The sequence below is a fragment of the Microbispora catharanthi genome, from assembly GCF_006334915.2.
In the GTDB taxonomy this organism is placed as follows: Bacteria; Actinomycetota; Actinomycetes; order Streptosporangiales; family Streptosporangiaceae; genus Microbispora; species Microbispora catharanthi.
Map to the genome: position 1 here is coordinate 187,013 of NZ_VDMA02000002.1, position 15,737 is coordinate 202,749.

A 15,737-nucleotide genomic window follows, 5' to 3' on the forward strand; every position below is an offset into this window, starting at 1 on the left:
AGAGAGGACACCCGTGTCCGAGGATCTGGTGCTGACCCCGCCCGCCCCGGTGGCGGTGGTGCCGGCCGACAAGGCGGCCGGCATGCTGCCGCTTCCCGGCGAGCGCGGCGCCGAACTCGCCCGCAAGGCGTCCGGCTTCGCCGAGGAGCTCACCACGCTCGACCACCGGTCGCCGGAGTTCACCAGGAAGGTGCACGACATCACCTCGATGGGCGACTCGGAGATCAGCGCCTCCTCCCAGGTGGCCAACCGGATGCTCAAGCGCCCGGTCGCGGCGCTGGCCTCGGCCAAGGGCGAGGGCGCCGACGGCCAGGCGCGGGTCGCCGGTCAGCTCGTCGCGCTGCGCCGCACGATCGTCGACCTCGACCCCAAGCAGGCGACCGCCGGCACCCGGCGGCTGCTCGGGATCATCCCGTTCGGCGACCGGCTGCGCGACTACTTCGCCAAGTACCGCAGCGCGCAAAAGCACATCGACGACATCATCCGGGCGCTCAGGTCCGGGCAGGACGAGCTGCGTAAGGACAACGCCGCCATCGAGGGCGAGAAGGCGAACCTCTGGGAGTCGATGACGAAGCTCCAGGAGTACGCCGTGCTGGCGGCGGCGCTCGACGCGGAGCTGCAGGGCCGGATCGACCAGATCGAGCTCACGGACCCCGAGAAGGCGAACGCCCTGCGGTCGGACGCGCTGTTCGGCGTGCGCCAGAAGCACCAGGACCTGCTGACCCAGCTCGCCGTGTCGGCCCAGGGCTACCTCGCGCTGGATCTGGTGCGCAAGAACAACCTGGAGCTGATCAAGGGGGTGGAGCGGGCCACCACCACGACGATCGCGGCGCTGCGCACGGCCGTCACGGTGGCCCAGGCCCTCGCCAACCAGAAGCTGGTGCTCGACCAGATCACGGCGCTGAACACCACCACCTCCGACCTGATCCTCGCGACCAGCGAGATGCTGCGCACCCAGGCGGGCAACATCCAGACCCAGGCCGCCGCCACGACGGTGAGCATGGAGGCGCTGAGCAAGGCGTTCGACAACATCTACTCCACGATGGACATGATCGACGGCTTCAAGGCCAAGGCCGTGGAGAGCATGGCCCTCACCGTCGACAACCTGACCGTGGAACTCGACCACGCCCGCGCCTATCTGGAGCGCTCCCGCCGCGCCGACGAGGCCGGGTCGTGAGGCGAGCGATCACGGCCGCCGGCCCGGCCCTGCTGCTGGCCGTGCTGCTGACCGTGCTGCTGGCCGTCGCGGCCGCCTGCTCGGGCGCGGGCGGGGACGCCCCTCCGCAAGACGGCCCTGACGTGCTGCGCGTCCTGGCGGGCAGCGAGATCAAGGACCTGGAGCCGCTGCTCGCCAAGGCGGCCGGCGCGGCGGGCGTGAAGGTGTCGCTGTCCTACACCGGCACGCTGGACGGCGCCGAGCAGGTGGCCAGCGGCGGCGCGGACGGCCGCTACGACGCGGTCTGGTTCTCCTCCAACCGCTATCTGTCCCTGATCGACGGGGCGAGCGCGCGTCTGTCCACCCAGACCAAGATCATGGTCTCACCCGTGGTGCTCGGCCTCAGTCGTGCCAAGGCCCGCGAGCTCGGCTGGGACACCGGCCAGGCGACCTGGACGGACATCGGCGAGGCCGCGAGGAAACACCGCTTCACCTTCGGCATGACGAACCCCGCGTCGTCGAATTCGGGCTTCTCCGCCCTGGTCGGTGTGGCGGCGGCGCTGTCGGACGCGGGTGAGGCGCTCGACCAGGCCCAGATCGCGGCCGTCACGCCCCGGCTCACCGGGTTCTTCTCCGCGCAGACCCTCACCGCGGGCTCCTCCGGCTGGCTCGCCGACGCCTTCCGGCGGCGCACCGACGTGGACGGGCTGATCAACTACGAGTCCGTGCTGCTCGGCCTGCGCACCGCCTCAGGCGAGCCGCTCACGCTGGTCTATCCCGGCGACGGGGTCGTCACCGCCGACTACCCGCTGACGCTGCTCGCCTCCTCTGCCAAGAAGGAGCTGTACGGCAAGCTGGCGGCCTGGCTGCGCACACCCGGGGTGCAGCGCGAGATCATGACGACCACGGCGCGGCGGCCCATCGTGCCCGAGGTGCGGCCCGACGCCAGGTTCGGCACGGCCCCGCTGCTGGAACTGCCCTTCCCCAACCGCCGCAGCGCCGCCGACGCACTGATCAACGCGTACCTCAACCAGGTGCGCCGTCCGTCGCGCACGGTGTTCGTGCTGGACACCTCCGGGTCGATGGAGGGCGACCGCATCGACGCGCTCAAGCAGGCGCTCACCGCGCTGACCGGCGCCGACGCCTCGGCCTCCGGCCAGTTCTCCCGGTTCCGCAACAGGGAGACGGTCACGCTGCTGCCGTTCAGCACCGTGGCCGGCCCGGCGAGCACGTTCACGGTGCCGGAACACGATCCCGCGGCGGTCCTGCGTCGGATCCGCGCGTACGGCGACGTCCTGACGGCGAGAGGCGGCACCGCGATCTACGACGGCCTGCGCGACGCATACGAGACGGTCCGGAGCGGGCAGGGCGGCGGGCAGGGCGGCGAGGACTTCACCTCGGTCGTGCTCATGACGGACGGCGAGAACACCGACGGCTCCTCCTACGAGGACTTCGCCGGCTTCTACCGGACCCTGGGCACCCGGATCCCCACGTTCGTGGTGCTGTTCGGCGACAGCGACGTGGCCGAGATGCGCCAGGTCGCCACGCTCACCGGCGGCGCGGTGTTCGACGCCCGGCAGGCATCGCTCGCCTCGGCGTTCAAGGAGATCCGTGGCTACCAGTGACCGGATCCTGTCCTACCTCGGCTCGACGCGGAACATCGTCGGCTCCGCCCTCGCACTCGGCGGCCTCGGGCTGCACTTCCTCGGCCTCGCCGGCTCGCTCTGGCCGGTGGTCGTCGCCGGGCTGTACGGCGTGGGCGCACTGCTCACCCCGCCCGACCGGGTGCGGCTGACGATCTCCCACGCCGAGGTCGAGACGCGGGCGCTGCGGGACGACCTCGACGCCCTCGTGGCCAAGGTGTCGCCGCCCCGCTTCCCCGAGGACGTCGTGGCCAAGGTCGGCGACCTCGCCTCGATCCTCCGCGGCGTGCTTGCCAGGGCGGAGGCGCTCACCTCCGCCCCCGACCACCTGCACGTCGTCTCCCAGGCCGTCCGCGACTACCTGCCCACCAGTCTGGAGGCGTACGCCAACCTGCCGAGGTCGTACGCGCTGACCCGCCGGGGATCGCGCGAGCGCAGCGCGCACGAGGAGCTGATGGCCCAGCTCGACCTGCTGGAGTCGGGGTTGTCGGCGATCGCGGAGGCCGTCTACCAGGGGGACGAGCAGGCGCTCAGGGACCAGGGCCGGTTCCTGCGGGACCGCTTCGGCGGCTCGTCGCTCGACCTGTAGTCACAAGCGGGCTCCGTACACCGCCCTGGCCTTCTCGATCAGGTCCAGGTGATCGCGCAGCTGGGCCCGGGTCCGCAGGCGGGCCCTGGCCCTGACCAGCTCGTCGAGCAGGTCGAGCCACCGCAGGCACCAGCGCACGTCCTCCTCTCTTGCCACATGCCGCCCCCGCACGTCGAGGTAGACCGGGCTGGTGTGGGCGTACGCGCGGCCGCGCGGGGAGCGCGGATGGGGGCCGCCGCGGACCACGGCGACCACGTAGGTGGCGTCCGCCACGGACAGCGACGCGGTGATCTCGTGGCCCGGCCCCTCGGCGAGCACGCCGGCCGCGGTCCTGATCTCGATGTGCTCCACCTCCGGCCCGACGGCCCTGGCCCGGATCGCGACCGTCTCGCCGCCCTCCAGGCCGAGCGTGTCCCCCGGCCCCAGGCCGTTCACCGTGAGCTCCAGCCAGGGGCCGGTGGTGGCGAACGTGCGGCCCCGCCGTACGGCCTCGGCGAACGACTCGGCGCTGAGCGGCCCGTCCACGCGTGCGTAGACGCGCTCCCAGCCCGGCGGGCTGGAGACCGTGTCCTGGCGGGTGAACGACAGCATGGTGTCGGTCCCGGCGAGCGCGGCGAGGCGGTTGCCCGCGCCGACCAGCCTCCGGTAGACCTCGGCGGTTCCCGGCGCGGGCGACAGGTCGCCGAAGTGCAGCACCTCCACTCCGTCGACCAGGCCGAGGGCGGCGTCGACGACCAGGGCGCGGCCGCTGCAGTTCCTGGTCCCGTTCGCGGCCACGTCCTCCGGGGAGGAGACCGGGCCGTGGAAGGGGTGGGCGTACCCCAGGACCGCGCGCGGCTCCCGCAGGTCGCCGCAGACCGCGGCGTTGGGCGGCCAGTCGGCGTCGGCGCCGAAGCCCGTGTGGTAGACGGCGGGCGGCGCGGCCACCCCGAAGACGTGGACGTGCCCGAACAGGTCGTTGCGATACTCCACGCCCATCCGGGCGACGTGCCCGGCGTCCGACCACGGCAGGTCGCGCCCGGCCCAGTGCTGGAGCGCCTCCCGGTCGTAGACCCGGTCCCCCGCGACGTTCCCGGCGACGAGGTTGAGCACGTGCAGGTCCTCACCGAGCTGCGCCGCGGCCGCCTCCGCCGGAACGGCGACCAGGTCGCCCGCCCAGTTCATGTGGACGTGCAGGTCGGCGCCGTACCAGCCGCGGGCGGCGGCGTCGTACAGCCGCTGCGGCGCGAGCCCGACCAGCGTCTCCTCCCCCGTCCTGGGGACGACCGTCGTCTCGGCGATGCCGTACTCCATGCCGCGCGTCACCCGGATCGTGACCGGCTCGCAGGGCACGGCGAGCACGATGTCGTCGCCGTGGAAGAACGGCCTGTCGTCGTTGTCGCGCCGTTCCGGCACTCCCTCCGGATACCACCCCTGGCCGTCGGCCGACGTGACGCTCCACCGGCACGGGAAGCCCGCGCGCAACCGCAGCCGCGCGGCCGGTGCGGGCCGGGTCAGCCCCGCCAGGTCCACCTCCTCGCCGTCCACCGTGAGCATGGTCGCGGTCGTCACGTCGAGGAGCCTGGCCCCGCCCGCCGCGATCCCGTACGGGACGCCGTCGGCCGTCACCTCCACCGGGTGCGGCAGCGCGGAGTCGACCAGCAGGATGACGGGCACCGACCCCGGCGACAGCAGCGGCCGGGCCTGGCCGTGCTCCAGGCGGTGCTTCAGTCGGTGGCCGTCCGCGGTCAGCCGCAGCGCCACCAGGCCCCGGGGGACCTCGCCGGCCAGAGTGTCGCGGAACTCCGCGTCGAGGTCGGGCCTGATGCTCATCCGGTCGGCCTCCTCGGGAAACCGCAGGAACGGCATCATCCGGACGTAGCCCAGTGGCGGCTCTCCCCAGGTCATCCCATGTGCGGACAGTAACGCCCGGTACTCCCGCAGAGCGCGTTCCACCTGCGGCGGCATCATCGGATCGTGGTTCATCGCACCTCCCCGTAATCGAAAGCGGCCACATGGTGGCACGGTTTCGGCCCGGGAAAACGTGCAACAGTGCATTCCCGGTCACACGGGTAGCGATCTTTCTCACCCGGGAGGAAAGGTGATCCCCCGGGTGTCATGAGAGGCGTCCGCGGGCAGGAAGGCCGCCAGGATGCGGTCGGCCGCCAGCGCCGGGGTGAGGGTGCCGTCAAGGACCTGTCGTTCGATCTCCGGCGCTATCTCCCCGGTGGCGTCGCGGAGCATGGCCAGCAGCCGCTCCCTGACCAGCGCCCACGTCCACTCGACCTGCTGACGGCTGCGCCTGGCGGCGAGGTCGGCGCCCTCCTGGTGGCGCACGACGTGGGCCCACAGCTCCTCCAGCCCGGCGCCGGTGAGGCCGCTGCAGGTCAGCACGGGCGTGGCCGAGCGCAGCAGCCGCAGCGCCCCGGACAGCTCACGCGCCGCCTTGCGCGCGGCCGTCTCGTGCTCCCCGTCGGCCTTGTTGACCGCGATGACGTCGGCCAGCTCCAGCACGCCCTTCTTGATCCCCTGGAGCTGGTCCCCGGTGCGGGCGAGGGTGAGCAGGAGGAAGGTGTCGACCATGTCGGCGACCGCGGTCTCCGACTGGCCGACCCCGACCGTCTCGACGAGCACGATGTCGTAGCCCGCCGCCTCCACGACGACGATGGCCTCGCGGGTGGCCTTCGCCACGCCGCCGAGCGTCCCGGCCGTGGGGGACGGCCGGATGAAGGCGTTCGGATCGGCCGACAGCCTGGCCATCCGGGTCTTGTCCCCCAGGATGCTGCCGCCGGAGCGCCGCGACGAGGGGTCCACGGCCAGCACGGCGACCCGGTGCCCCTGCCCGGTGAGATGAGTGCCGAGCGCCTCGATGAAGGTCGACTTGCCGACCCCGGGCACCCCGGACACGCCCACCCTGCGGGCCTTGCCGGCATGCGGGGTGAGCTCGACCAGCAGCCGCTGCGCCATCTCCCGGTGGTCGGCCCTGGTCGACTCCACCAGTGTGATGGCCCGGGCGGTCCACCGCCGGTCGCCCGACAGCACGCCCTTGACGTAGTCCTCGATCACCGATGCGATCACCGATGACCCAGCCGGGCGGACAGCTCGCGCAGCAGCTCCAGGGCGGCGTCGGCGATCACCGTGCCGGGCAGGAAGATCGCCGAGGCGCCCGCGGTGCGCAGCTCCTCGACGTCGCCCGGGGGAATCACCCCGCCGACCACGATCATGATGTCCTCCGCGCCGAGGTCGCCGAGCGCCTGCCGCAGCGCGGGCACCAGCGTCAGGTGCCCGGCCGCCAGCGAGGAGACCCCGACCACGTGCACGTCGGCCTCGACGGCCTGCCGGGCGACCTCCTCGGGCGTCTGGAACAGCGGGCCGACGTCGACGTCGAAACCGAGGTCGGCGAAGCCGCTCGCGATCACCTTCTGGCCCCGGTCGTGACCGTCCTGGCCCATCTTCGCGACGAGGATCCGGGGCCGGCGGCCCTCCGCCTTCTCGAACTGCGCGCACGCCTCCCGGACCCGGTCCGCGGCGCCGCCCACCTCCGCGCGGTACACGCCCGATATCGTATGGATCTGCGCGGCGTGCCGTCCGAAGACCTTCTCCAGCGCGTCGGAGATCTCCCCGACCGTGGCCTTGGCCCTGGCGGCGTTCACCGCGAGCTCCAGCAGGTTCTCCCCGCCGGCCGCGCCCTTCGTCAGCGCCTCCAGCGCCTCGTTGACGGCGGCGGCCGAGCGCTCCTCGCGCAGCCTGCGGAGCTTGTCGATCTGCTGGTTGCGCACGGCCGTGTTGTCGACCTTGAGCACCTCGATCGGCTCGTCGGCCTCGGGGCGGTACTTGTTGACGCCGATCACCGGCTGCCTGCCGGAGTCGATGCGGGCCTGGGTGCGGGCCGCCGCCTCCTCGATGCGCATCTTGGGCAGCCCCTGGTCGATGGCCCTGGCCATGCCGCCGGCCCGTTCGACCTCCTGGATGTGGCCCCAGGCCGCCCGCGCCAGCTCCCGGGTCAGCCGCTCGACGTAGTAGGAGCCGCCCCACGGGTCGATCACCCGGCAGGTGCCCGACTCCTGCTGAAGCAGAAGCTGGGTGTTGCGGGCGATCCGCGCCGAGAAGTCGGTCGGCAGCGCGAGCGCCTCATCCAGGGCGTTGGTGTGCAGCGACTGGGTGTGGCCCTGGGTGGCCGCCATCGCCTCGACGCAGGTCCGTACGACGTTGTTGAACACGTCCTGCGCGGTCAGCGACCATCCGGAGGTCTGGCTGTGCGTGCGCAGCGACAGCGACTTGGGGTTGTGCGGGCCGAAGCCCTTCACCAGGCGGGCCCACAGCAGCCGGGCGGCGCGGAGCTTGGCGACCTCCATGAAGAAATTCATGCCGATGCACCAGAAGAACGACAGGCGCGGCGCGAACGCGTCGACGTCCAGGCCCGCCTGGACCCCGGCGCGCAGATACTCCAGCCCGTCGGCCAGCGTGTAGGCGAGCTCCAGGTCGCAGGTCGCCCCGGCCTCCTGGATGTGGTAGCCGGAGATCGAGATGGAGTTGAACTTCGGCATCTCCTTGGAGGTGTACTCGAAGATGTCGGAGATGATCCGCATCGACGGGTCCGGCGGGTAGATGTAGGTGTTGCGGACCATGAACTCCTTGAGGATGTCGTTCTGGATGGTCCCCGCCAGCTTGTCGGGCGTGACGCCCTGCTCCTCGGCCGCGACGATGTAGAGCGCCAGGATCGGCAGCACCGCGCCGTTCATCGTCATCGACACGCTCATCCGGTCGAGCGGAATCCCGTCGAACAGCTGCCGCATGTCGTAGATCGAGTCGATCGCCACGCCCGCCATGCCGACGTCGCCGGCGACGCGGGGGTGGTCGGAGTCGTAGCCCCGGTGGGTCGCGAGGTCGAAGGCGACCGACAGGCCCTTCTGCCCGGCCGCCAGGTTGCGCCGGTAGAACGCGTTGGACTCCTCGGCGGTGGAGAAGCCGGCGTACTGCCGGATGGTCCACGGCTGGGTGACGTACATCGTCGGGTACGGGCCGCGCAGGAAGGGCGCGACGCCCGGGTAGGTCTCGAGGGACGGGCCGTCCTCCAGGTCGGCCGCCGTGTAGAACGGCTTGACCGCAATGCCCTCCGGCGTCTCCCACACAGGAGTCTCCCAGGCCGGGCCGCCGGGGATGTCCGCGGCCGCGGCGCCCGACCCCAGGTCAATCTCCGAGAAATCCGGAATCATCGGTCCACTCCCAGATCGTCGAACGTCGCGCGGAGCACCCCGAGCGCGTCACAGCCGGCGTACAGGGTGGCGTCCACCCCCTCATACTCCCCCTTCCCGGCCAGCCAGACCCTGCGCGCCCCGGCCTCCCGCAGCGCAGCCGCGACCGCCGCGGCGTGCTCGCCGTACAGCCGGTCGCTGGAGCACAGGCAGGCCACGGGGGTGCCGCAGTCGCGGAAGGCCGCGCCGATCGCGGCCGGGTCGGTGCCCGGGCCGCTGGTGACGGTGGCGACGCCGCCCGCCGCGAACAGGTTGGCGGCGAACGTCGCCCTCGCGGTGTGCGCGGCGACCGGCCCGATCGTGGCGAGGAACACCGTGGGACGGCTCGGCTGGGCGTCGGCGAGGTCGCGCAGCGCCTCGAACTCCTCGGCGTAGCGCATCACCGGCAGTCCCCCACCCGACACCTCACCCGACGCCCCACCGGACACACCGCCGGACGTCGCGGCGAGCCCATGGCCGGGCCGCCGGGACACCGGCCTCTCCTTCAGGTCGGGGAACTCGCTGACTCCCGTGATCGGGTCGCGGCGGTGGGCGAGGTTGTCCGCGCGCCTGGCCCTGGTCGCCGCCAGCCGCTCGGGAACCAGCCGATCCAGCGCGGCCGCCATGCCGCCGGCCCGCTCGATCTCCTGGAACCACTCCCAGGCCCGGGCGGCGAGGTCGTCGGTGAGCCGTTCCACGTACCAGGAGCCGCCGGCCGGGTCGGCCACGTGGGCGACGTTCGCCTCCTCCACCAGCAGCGACTGGGTGTTGCGGGCGATGCGGCGGGCGAACGCGTCGGGCAGCCCGAGGCAGGCGTCGAACGGCTGGACGGTCACCGCGTCCGCCCCGCCCGCCCCGGCCGCGAAGCAGGCCACGGTCGTGCGCAGCATGTTCACCCAGGGGTCCCTGACGGTCATCATCGCCGACGAGGTGACCGCGTGCTGAAGCTGCCTGCCGGGTTCCCGCGCGACCTCTGTGACCTCGGCGATCCGCGCCCACAGCCGCCGTGCGGCCCGGAGCTTGGCGATGGTGAGGAACTGGTCGGCGGTCGCGGCGTAGCGAAACTCGATCTGCCCGAACGCCTGCTCGGCGGTCAGGCCGGCATCCGTCAGCGCTCGCAGGTAGGCGACGCCGGTCGCGACCGAGCAGCCGAGCTCCTCGGCGTCGGCGCCGCCCGCGTCGTGGTAGGGCAGCGCGTCGACGGTGATCGCCCGCAGGCCGGGGTGATCCGCGGCGCAGCGGCGGGCGAGCGCCACTGCGGTGCCGGTGTCCACGGTCGCGCCGATGCGGGCCGCCAGCCCGATCGGGTCGGCGCCCAGATTGCCCCCGGGCAGCGCCACCCCGCCGGCCACCCCGTCGACCAGGCGCAGGAACGCCTCCGCCGCCTCGGCCGTACGCGGGCCGGCGTCGAGGACGACCGGGGCGAGGTCGAGCAGGACGCCGTCGAGCACGGCCGGCAGCGCGGCCGGGTCGATCGCGCTCAGATCGAGCCACAGGGATGTGACGCCGTTCTCCAGGTCGGCGTGGATCGCCTCCCGGGTCGCGGCCGGATCGGGGTCGGCGTGCCGCTGGCGCACGTCCCACGGGCCCGGCGCACGCGTCGTTCGCGGCGCGGCCGGCAGGTCGGCGGCGTCGTACAGCGGGGCGACCGCCACCCCGTCGTAGGTCGCGGTGGTCAGGGCGGCCTCGGCCTCGTCCGGCGAACCGTCCCAGCCGGATCTGCGCAGCACCTCGGCCGCGAGCGTCCTCCACTGCTCCCGCGTGGCCTGCGGGAACCCCGCTGCGGGATCGGCGAGATCGTCGAGTTCAACAGGCGGCACCGTCATGAACCGGATGCTAAATGCACCGGCCCGGCCTCGGGGCTCCGGGGTCCCGGTCTGTGGACAACGCCGACCGGGCGCAGTCGCGATCTTCCTCGGTATTGCGATGCCGGGCCGGGCTCCTCAGGACGTGGCGAACGCGGCGTTCCAGGTCTCGGGGCCGACGATGCCGTCCGCGTCGAGGTGCCGGTCCTTCTGGAACCTGCGGCACACGTCCTGGGAGTCCGGCCCGTACGCGCCGTCCACGGCGATGTCGTAGCCGAGCTCCTTCATCCGGGCCTGCCAGGCGCGCACGTCGTCGCCGCGCATCACGGGCGGGTATTTGAGCAGGCGGCCGGGCCACTGCCGCGTGGGCTCCGGTTCGGGCTCCGGCTCCGGCTCCGGCTGTGTGGTGCCGGGACGCGGCGCGCCCTTCCTGATCCAGGCGTACAGCGGGTCGCCGGGGCAGTCGGTGGAGTAGCCGTCGCGGTGGCCCTTGATCTCCTTGCCCGCGCCGCCCTTGGCGCGCAGATACTCCACCGCGTCCAGGATCGCGTGCAGGATGCCGTCGGTCGGCTGGATCAGGCCGGCGTTGCCGACGAGACCGAGCACGGCGTAATGGCCGGAGTTCAGGCCGGGGCCGTTGGCGGCCGGCAGGTGTCCCGGCCCGCGGCCGACGAAGACCTTCCGATGCGGGCAGGCCACCATCGAATATCCGATGTCGATCCAGCCGTTGCCGTCGATGTGGAAGTTCTGGATGGACTTCACCATGGCCACGCACTTGGCGTGGTCGGTGACGATACCCGGGTCCACCCGGCCGCCGGTGTAGTGGACCTTCACCCCGCGGGTGGAGGTCAGCGACGAGTACGAGCCCCTGGGAGGACGCGCGCCCCATTCAGCGCGGGACACGAGATCGATGGCCACAGTGCTCTCCGTTGAAAACCGTACGACTGGACACCGAGCGTAGCGGTAACGCCCCAGCAGGTACTGCCTTTTGCCCATATGAAACTGCTTAAACAGCAAGCAAACTGAATAGGCCCATAAATCCATTCGACAGAGCGAGTCGTACGTCGAGATCATCGCCGTATGTCCGTTCTCAAGGAGGTCGACTTCTCTCCTCACTCCACGCCCCCACCGCCGGTGCCGATGCGGATCTGGCTCGACGACACCGACAGCCCGGCCGACGTGATCGACGCCATGGCGCTGTCGCCGTTCGCGACCGGCGAGCAGCCCTGGTCCCGCACCACCAGCCTCGGCCGGGTCCGCGCCGACGCCCCGCTGACCGCCGAGGGCGGCCGGCTGCTGCGCGTCGCCCAGCACACCGACGGGTACGAGACCCGGCTGATCGCGGGCGAGGGATGGACGCTGCGGGTGGTCCGCGGGGCGAACCGGTCGGCGACGCTCACCGCCACGGCGGTGAGCGAGGAACTGGCCGGCTCGGTTCTGGAGCAGGCGACCAGGAACGCGGAGGAGGCGGCTCCCGACGCCGACCACGTGCGAATGGGCTTCTGGTGGAGGTCGAGCCACGGGCCGCACCGCTCCGCCAAGCCCATCACGACCTCCTCCTGGCGGGAGATCAGGAGGAACTACCCCACGGCGGCCGTCGGCCGCCTGGACGCCCTGATGGCGACGACCGCGGCCGATGTGACGGGCCGGCTGGTCCTCCTGCACGGCCCGCCCGGCACCGGCAAGACGACGCTGCTGCGCACGCTCGCGCGTGAGTGGGCGTCCTGGTGCCAGGTCGACTGCGTGCTCGACCCCGAGTTGCTGTTCAACGACCCGGGCTACCTGATGGACGTCGCCGTCGGCTGGGACGGCCCGGGTGAGGACCAGGAGCCGCGCTGGCGGCTGCTCGTCCTGGAGGACTGCGACGAACTGATCCGCGCCGAGGCCAAGCAGTCGACGGGCCAGGGCCTTTCGCGCCTGCTCAACCTGACCGACGGGCTGCTCGGCCAGGGCAGGGACGTGCTCGTGGCCATCACGACCAACGAGGACCTCAGCAGGCTCCATCCGGCCGTCGTACGGCCCGGACGGTGCCTGGCCCAGATCGAGGTCGGCCGGTTCGACGCCGGGCAGGCGGCCGAGTGGCTGGGCGCGGGGGGCGCCGGCGCGGGCGGCGCGACACTGGCCGAGTTGTTCGCCCTGCGGGACGGCCGCCCGGCCGCCGCCGAACCCGCCCCCGCCACCGGCCTCTATCTCTGACCGGCCGCACGATCTGACCGGCCGCACGATCTGACCAGCCGCACAGAGCACGGTCGCCGATGGCGTAGCGTCCCATGTGTCGGATACGTAAACCATCCGATGTGCCAGGTCGGGGCGGTAACAACAATCGGCGAGGTGGTCACCCTGCTGTCGGCCGGACCGAGCCCCCAGGTGAGCCCCGTCGTCCTCCACCGGTGGTCCGTCGAGGCCCGGGAGGCGGGGACGGCGAAATATCTGGATCCGTTCGCTCCCGGCGGCGAGCGGGAGTGGCCCTACATCCGCTGGACGTCCCCCGAGCGGGAGATCGGCTTCGCGGCCACCGAACTGGTGCCGTCGTGGACGGCCGCCGCGCCGCCCGGCGCCTGGCTGGAGATCGAGATCCAGGCGAGGACCGTCACCGGCGACCTGACCAAGTGGTACGTCATGGGCCGGTGGGCCGAGACCGACGCCGACATCCACCGCACGTCGCTGCCCGGCCAGGGGGACGCCGACGGGGACGTCGCCGTCGACACCTTCGTCGCCGCCCGCCCCGTGACGTCGTACCGCGTCCGCGCCACCCTGTACGGCAGCGGCGGCGGCATGCGCTCGCTCACCGTGATGGCCTCGGCCGTGGGGCAGGCGGGCAGAGGCGGCCCGCCGGGGCCGCGGGCGATCGAGCTCGACGTGCCGCGCCGTTCGCAGAAGGTCCACGTGGGGCACTATCCGCAGTGGGACGGCGGCGGGGAGTCCTGGTGCAGCCCCGCGTCGTTCACGATGGTGCTGGGCTACTGGGGGCTGGGGCCCGCCCCGGCCGACCTCGCCTGGGTGACCCCCGGCGACCCGTGCCCGGCGGTCGACCACGCCGCGCGCGACATGTACGACCACAGCTACCAGGGCACCGGCAACTGGCCCTTCGGCGTCGCGTACGCCGGACGGTACGGGCTGGACGGCTTCGTCACGCGGCTGCGCTCGCTGGCCGAGCTGGAGCGGTTCATCGCCGCCGGGATCCCGGTGATCACCTCTCAGGCGTTCCGCGATCACGAGCTTCCCGGTGCCGGATACTCCACCGGCGGGCACATCATGGTCGTCACCGGATTCACGGCGGAGGGCGACGTGATCGCGAACGATCCGGCCGCGCCGGACGACGGCGGCGTGCGGCGGGTGTATCCCCGCGCGGCGTTCGAGAGCGTCTGGCTGCGCGCCACGAGCAGCGGGGGGATCGCGCACATCGTGCATCCCCCCGGCACTCCGCTTCCAGACTCCGGGGGGAACTGGTGACCATTCGGGCCGTCGACGTCGCGCGGGTGGACGACCGCCCGCTGTGGGTGGAGACCTCCGGAGACGAGGTCTGGTGGGACGAGCCGCGCCCGCGGGAGGGCGGCCGGCGCTGCGTGGTGCGGCGCAGGGCCGACGGTGTGATCGAGGACGTGCTCCCGCAGGGCTGGAACGCCAGGAACCGGGTCATGGAGTACGGCGGGCGGTCCTGGCGGGCGCACGAGGGCCGTCTGGTGTTCACCAACTGGGCGGACGGCCGGATCTACCTGTGCTCCCCCGGCGGGGAGCCGGTCCCGCTCACTCCCGAGGAGCCCGCCCGCTACGCCGACCTCGTCGTCCACGGCGACGAGGTGTGGTGCGTGCGCGAGCGGGGCGACGCGCGCAGCGGCGAGCGCGACATCGTCGCGGTCCCGCTGGACGGCTCCCCCCTGCGTAGCGTGGTGAAAACCCATCATTTCCTGATGAACCCGCGCGTCTCGCCGGACGGCCGGTCGCTCGCCTGGATCGGCTGGAACCACCCGGACATGCCCTGGGACGCCACCGAGCTCTGCGTCGGATCCGTGGACGGCGGCCCCCACCGCGTCCTGCTGTCCGGCGCGTCCACCTGCCAGGCCGAGTGGCACGACGACGAGAGCCTGTACGCCGTCACCGACCCCACCGGCTGGTGGAACATCCACCTCGTCGGCCTGGACGGCACGGCGCGCGACCTGACCCCGGTGCCGCTGGAGTTCGGCGACGCCACCTGGAAGATCGGCGCCACGTTCTTCGCCGTCGCCGACGGGCGGATCGCCGCCGTGTACGGCACGGCCGACGAGCGGCGGCTCGGGGTCCTCGACGACCCCGCGAAGGCCGGTTCCGTCCGCGACGTCGGCGGCGGCTACACCTACTGGGCGTCCGCCCTGTCGGCCCGGGGCTCCCATGTCGTGGGCGTCGCGGCCTCGCCCCACCGGCCGTACGAGGTGGTGCGGGTCCACCTGGAAACGGGGGCGCACGAGGTGCTGTCCCCGGGCAAGCCGGTGCCCGAGGACACGGAGCTGCCGACGCCCGAGGCGGTGACCGTCGAGGGGGTCCACGCGCACCTGTACGCCCCGGCGGGCGGCGGGCCCGCGCCGTACGTGGTGTTCGTGCACGGCGGTCCGACGAGTTCGGCCCCGCCGGTGCTCGACCTGGAGATCGCGTACTTCACCAGCAGGGGCATCGGCGTCGCCGAGGTCAACTACGGCGGCTCCACCGGCTACGGCCGGGCCTACCGCGAGCGGCTGCGCCACAGCTGGGGCGTGGTGGACGTGCGCGACTGCGAGACGGTGGCGCGGTGGCTGCTGGACAGCGGGCGGGCGGAGAAGGTCGCGATCAGAGGCGGCAGCGCGGGCGGCTGGACGTCGATGGCCGCGCTCGTCCACAGCGACGTCTTCTGCGGCGCGGTGTCCCACTACGGCATCTCCGACCCCGAACACTGGGCGGCGGAGACGCACGACTTCGAGTCGCGCTACCTCGACGGGCTGATCGGCCCGCTGCCCGAGACCCGGCAGCGCTACGTGGACAGGTCCCCCGAACTGCATGCGGAACGGGCATCCGGCCCGGCCCTGCTCCTGCACGGCCTGGAAGACAAGGTGGTCGATCCCGCGCAGTCGGAGCGCTTCGCCGCCGCGCTGGCCCGCCACGGGCACCGGTGGGCGTACCTCACGTTCGAGGGGGAACAGCACGGGTGGCGGCGTGAGGAGACCATCGTCCGGGCCCTGGAGGCCGAGCTGGCCTTCTACGGGATCGTCTTCGGCTTTCCGACGCCCGAGGTCCCGCCCCTGACGCTCCACAAGGGGGAGACACGGTGAGCGAGCGGAGCGAGCGAACCAATAGACACGGCGCGATTCGCTCATGCGACTC

Annotated in this window: 11 protein-coding genes; 6 read left to right on the plus strand and 5 right to left on the minus strand. The window is 72.5% G+C overall.

Annotation, left to right across the window (positions count from 1 at the left end; all coding sequences use genetic code 11):
• The first annotated feature begins 13 nt into the window (after positions 1–13).
• From FH610_RS04085 to FH610_RS04095, 3 genes are read left to right on the plus strand one after another with little or no spacing between them, the layout of a single operon-like run.
• A complete protein-coding gene (locus tag FH610_RS04085) occupies positions 14–1,177 on the plus strand; it encodes a toxic anion resistance protein (protein WP_240808745.1) in 1,164 nt (387 codons plus the stop codon).
• Positions 1,174–2,781: a substrate-binding domain-containing protein gene (locus tag FH610_RS04090; protein WP_240808746.1), complete on the plus strand. Its 1,608-nt coding sequence runs from the start codon at positions 1,174–1,176 to the stop codon at positions 2,779–2,781. Before FH610_RS04085 ends, FH610_RS04090 begins: the two co-directional genes overlap by 4 nt.
• Entirely contained in the window at positions 2,768–3,388 is a 621-nt protein-coding gene (locus tag FH610_RS04095) for a hypothetical protein (RefSeq protein WP_139572919.1), read from the plus strand. The genes FH610_RS04090 and FH610_RS04095 overlap by 14 nt, the downstream gene beginning before the upstream one ends.
• Here FH610_RS04095 and FH610_RS04100 read toward each other — a convergent pair whose 3' ends face one another.
• The 5 genes from FH610_RS04100 to FH610_RS04120 all read right to left on the minus strand — a co-directional run bounded on the left by FH610_RS04100 (position 3,389) and on the right by FH610_RS04120 (position 11,324).
• Entirely contained in the window at positions 3,389–5,353 is a 1,965-nt protein-coding gene (locus tag FH610_RS04100) for a CehA/McbA family metallohydrolase (RefSeq protein ID WP_139572920.1), read from the minus strand. It abuts the gene before it with no gap.
• Between the two features lie 99 nt (positions 5,354–5,452).
• Positions 5,453–6,445, minus strand: coding sequence for a methylmalonyl Co-A mutase-associated GTPase MeaB (gene meaB, locus FH610_RS04105; protein ID WP_205825544.1), 993 nt, complete (start codon positions 6,443–6,445; stop codon positions 5,453–5,455).
• Positions 6,442–8,583, minus strand: coding sequence for a methylmalonyl-CoA mutase (scpA, locus tag FH610_RS04110; RefSeq protein WP_139572921.1), 2,142 nt, complete (start codon positions 8,581–8,583; stop codon positions 6,442–6,444). The genes meaB and scpA overlap by 4 nt, the downstream gene beginning before the upstream one ends.
• Positions 8,580–10,427 (minus strand): methylmalonyl-CoA mutase family protein, encoded by a 1,848-nt coding sequence (locus tag FH610_RS04115; protein ID WP_139572922.1) that lies wholly within the window; start codon positions 10,425–10,427, stop codon positions 8,580–8,582. Before FH610_RS04115 ends, scpA begins: the two co-directional genes overlap by 4 nt.
• A 117-nt stretch (positions 10,428–10,544) precedes the next feature.
• The gene (locus FH610_RS04120; protein WP_139572923.1) at positions 10,545–11,324 is read right to left on the minus strand and encodes a peptidoglycan recognition protein family protein; all 780 of its coding nucleotides are present in this window, start codon (positions 11,322–11,324) and stop codon (positions 10,545–10,547) included.
• Between the two features lie 162 nt (positions 11,325–11,486).
• On the opposite strand from FH610_RS04120, the gene FH610_RS04125 reads away from it, so the two are divergent.
• The 3 genes from FH610_RS04125 (at position 11,487) to FH610_RS04135 (ending at position 15,685) form a co-directional block, all read left to right on the plus strand.
• Positions 11,487–12,602 (plus strand): DUF5925 domain-containing protein, encoded by a 1,116-nt coding sequence (locus FH610_RS04125; protein WP_139572924.1) that lies wholly within the window; start codon positions 11,487–11,489, stop codon positions 12,600–12,602.
• Positions 12,603–12,737: 135 nt separating this feature from the next.
• Positions 12,738–13,859, plus strand: a complete 1,122-nt coding sequence (locus FH610_RS04130; protein ID WP_240808747.1) for a C39 family peptidase — start codon at positions 12,738–12,740, stop codon at positions 13,857–13,859.
• The gene (locus tag FH610_RS04135; RefSeq protein WP_240808748.1) at positions 13,856–15,685 is read left to right on the plus strand and encodes a S9 family peptidase; all 1,830 of its coding nucleotides are present in this window, start codon (positions 13,856–13,858) and stop codon (positions 15,683–15,685) included. Before FH610_RS04130 ends, FH610_RS04135 begins: the two co-directional genes overlap by 4 nt.
• Positions 15,686–15,737 lie beyond the last annotated feature (52 nt).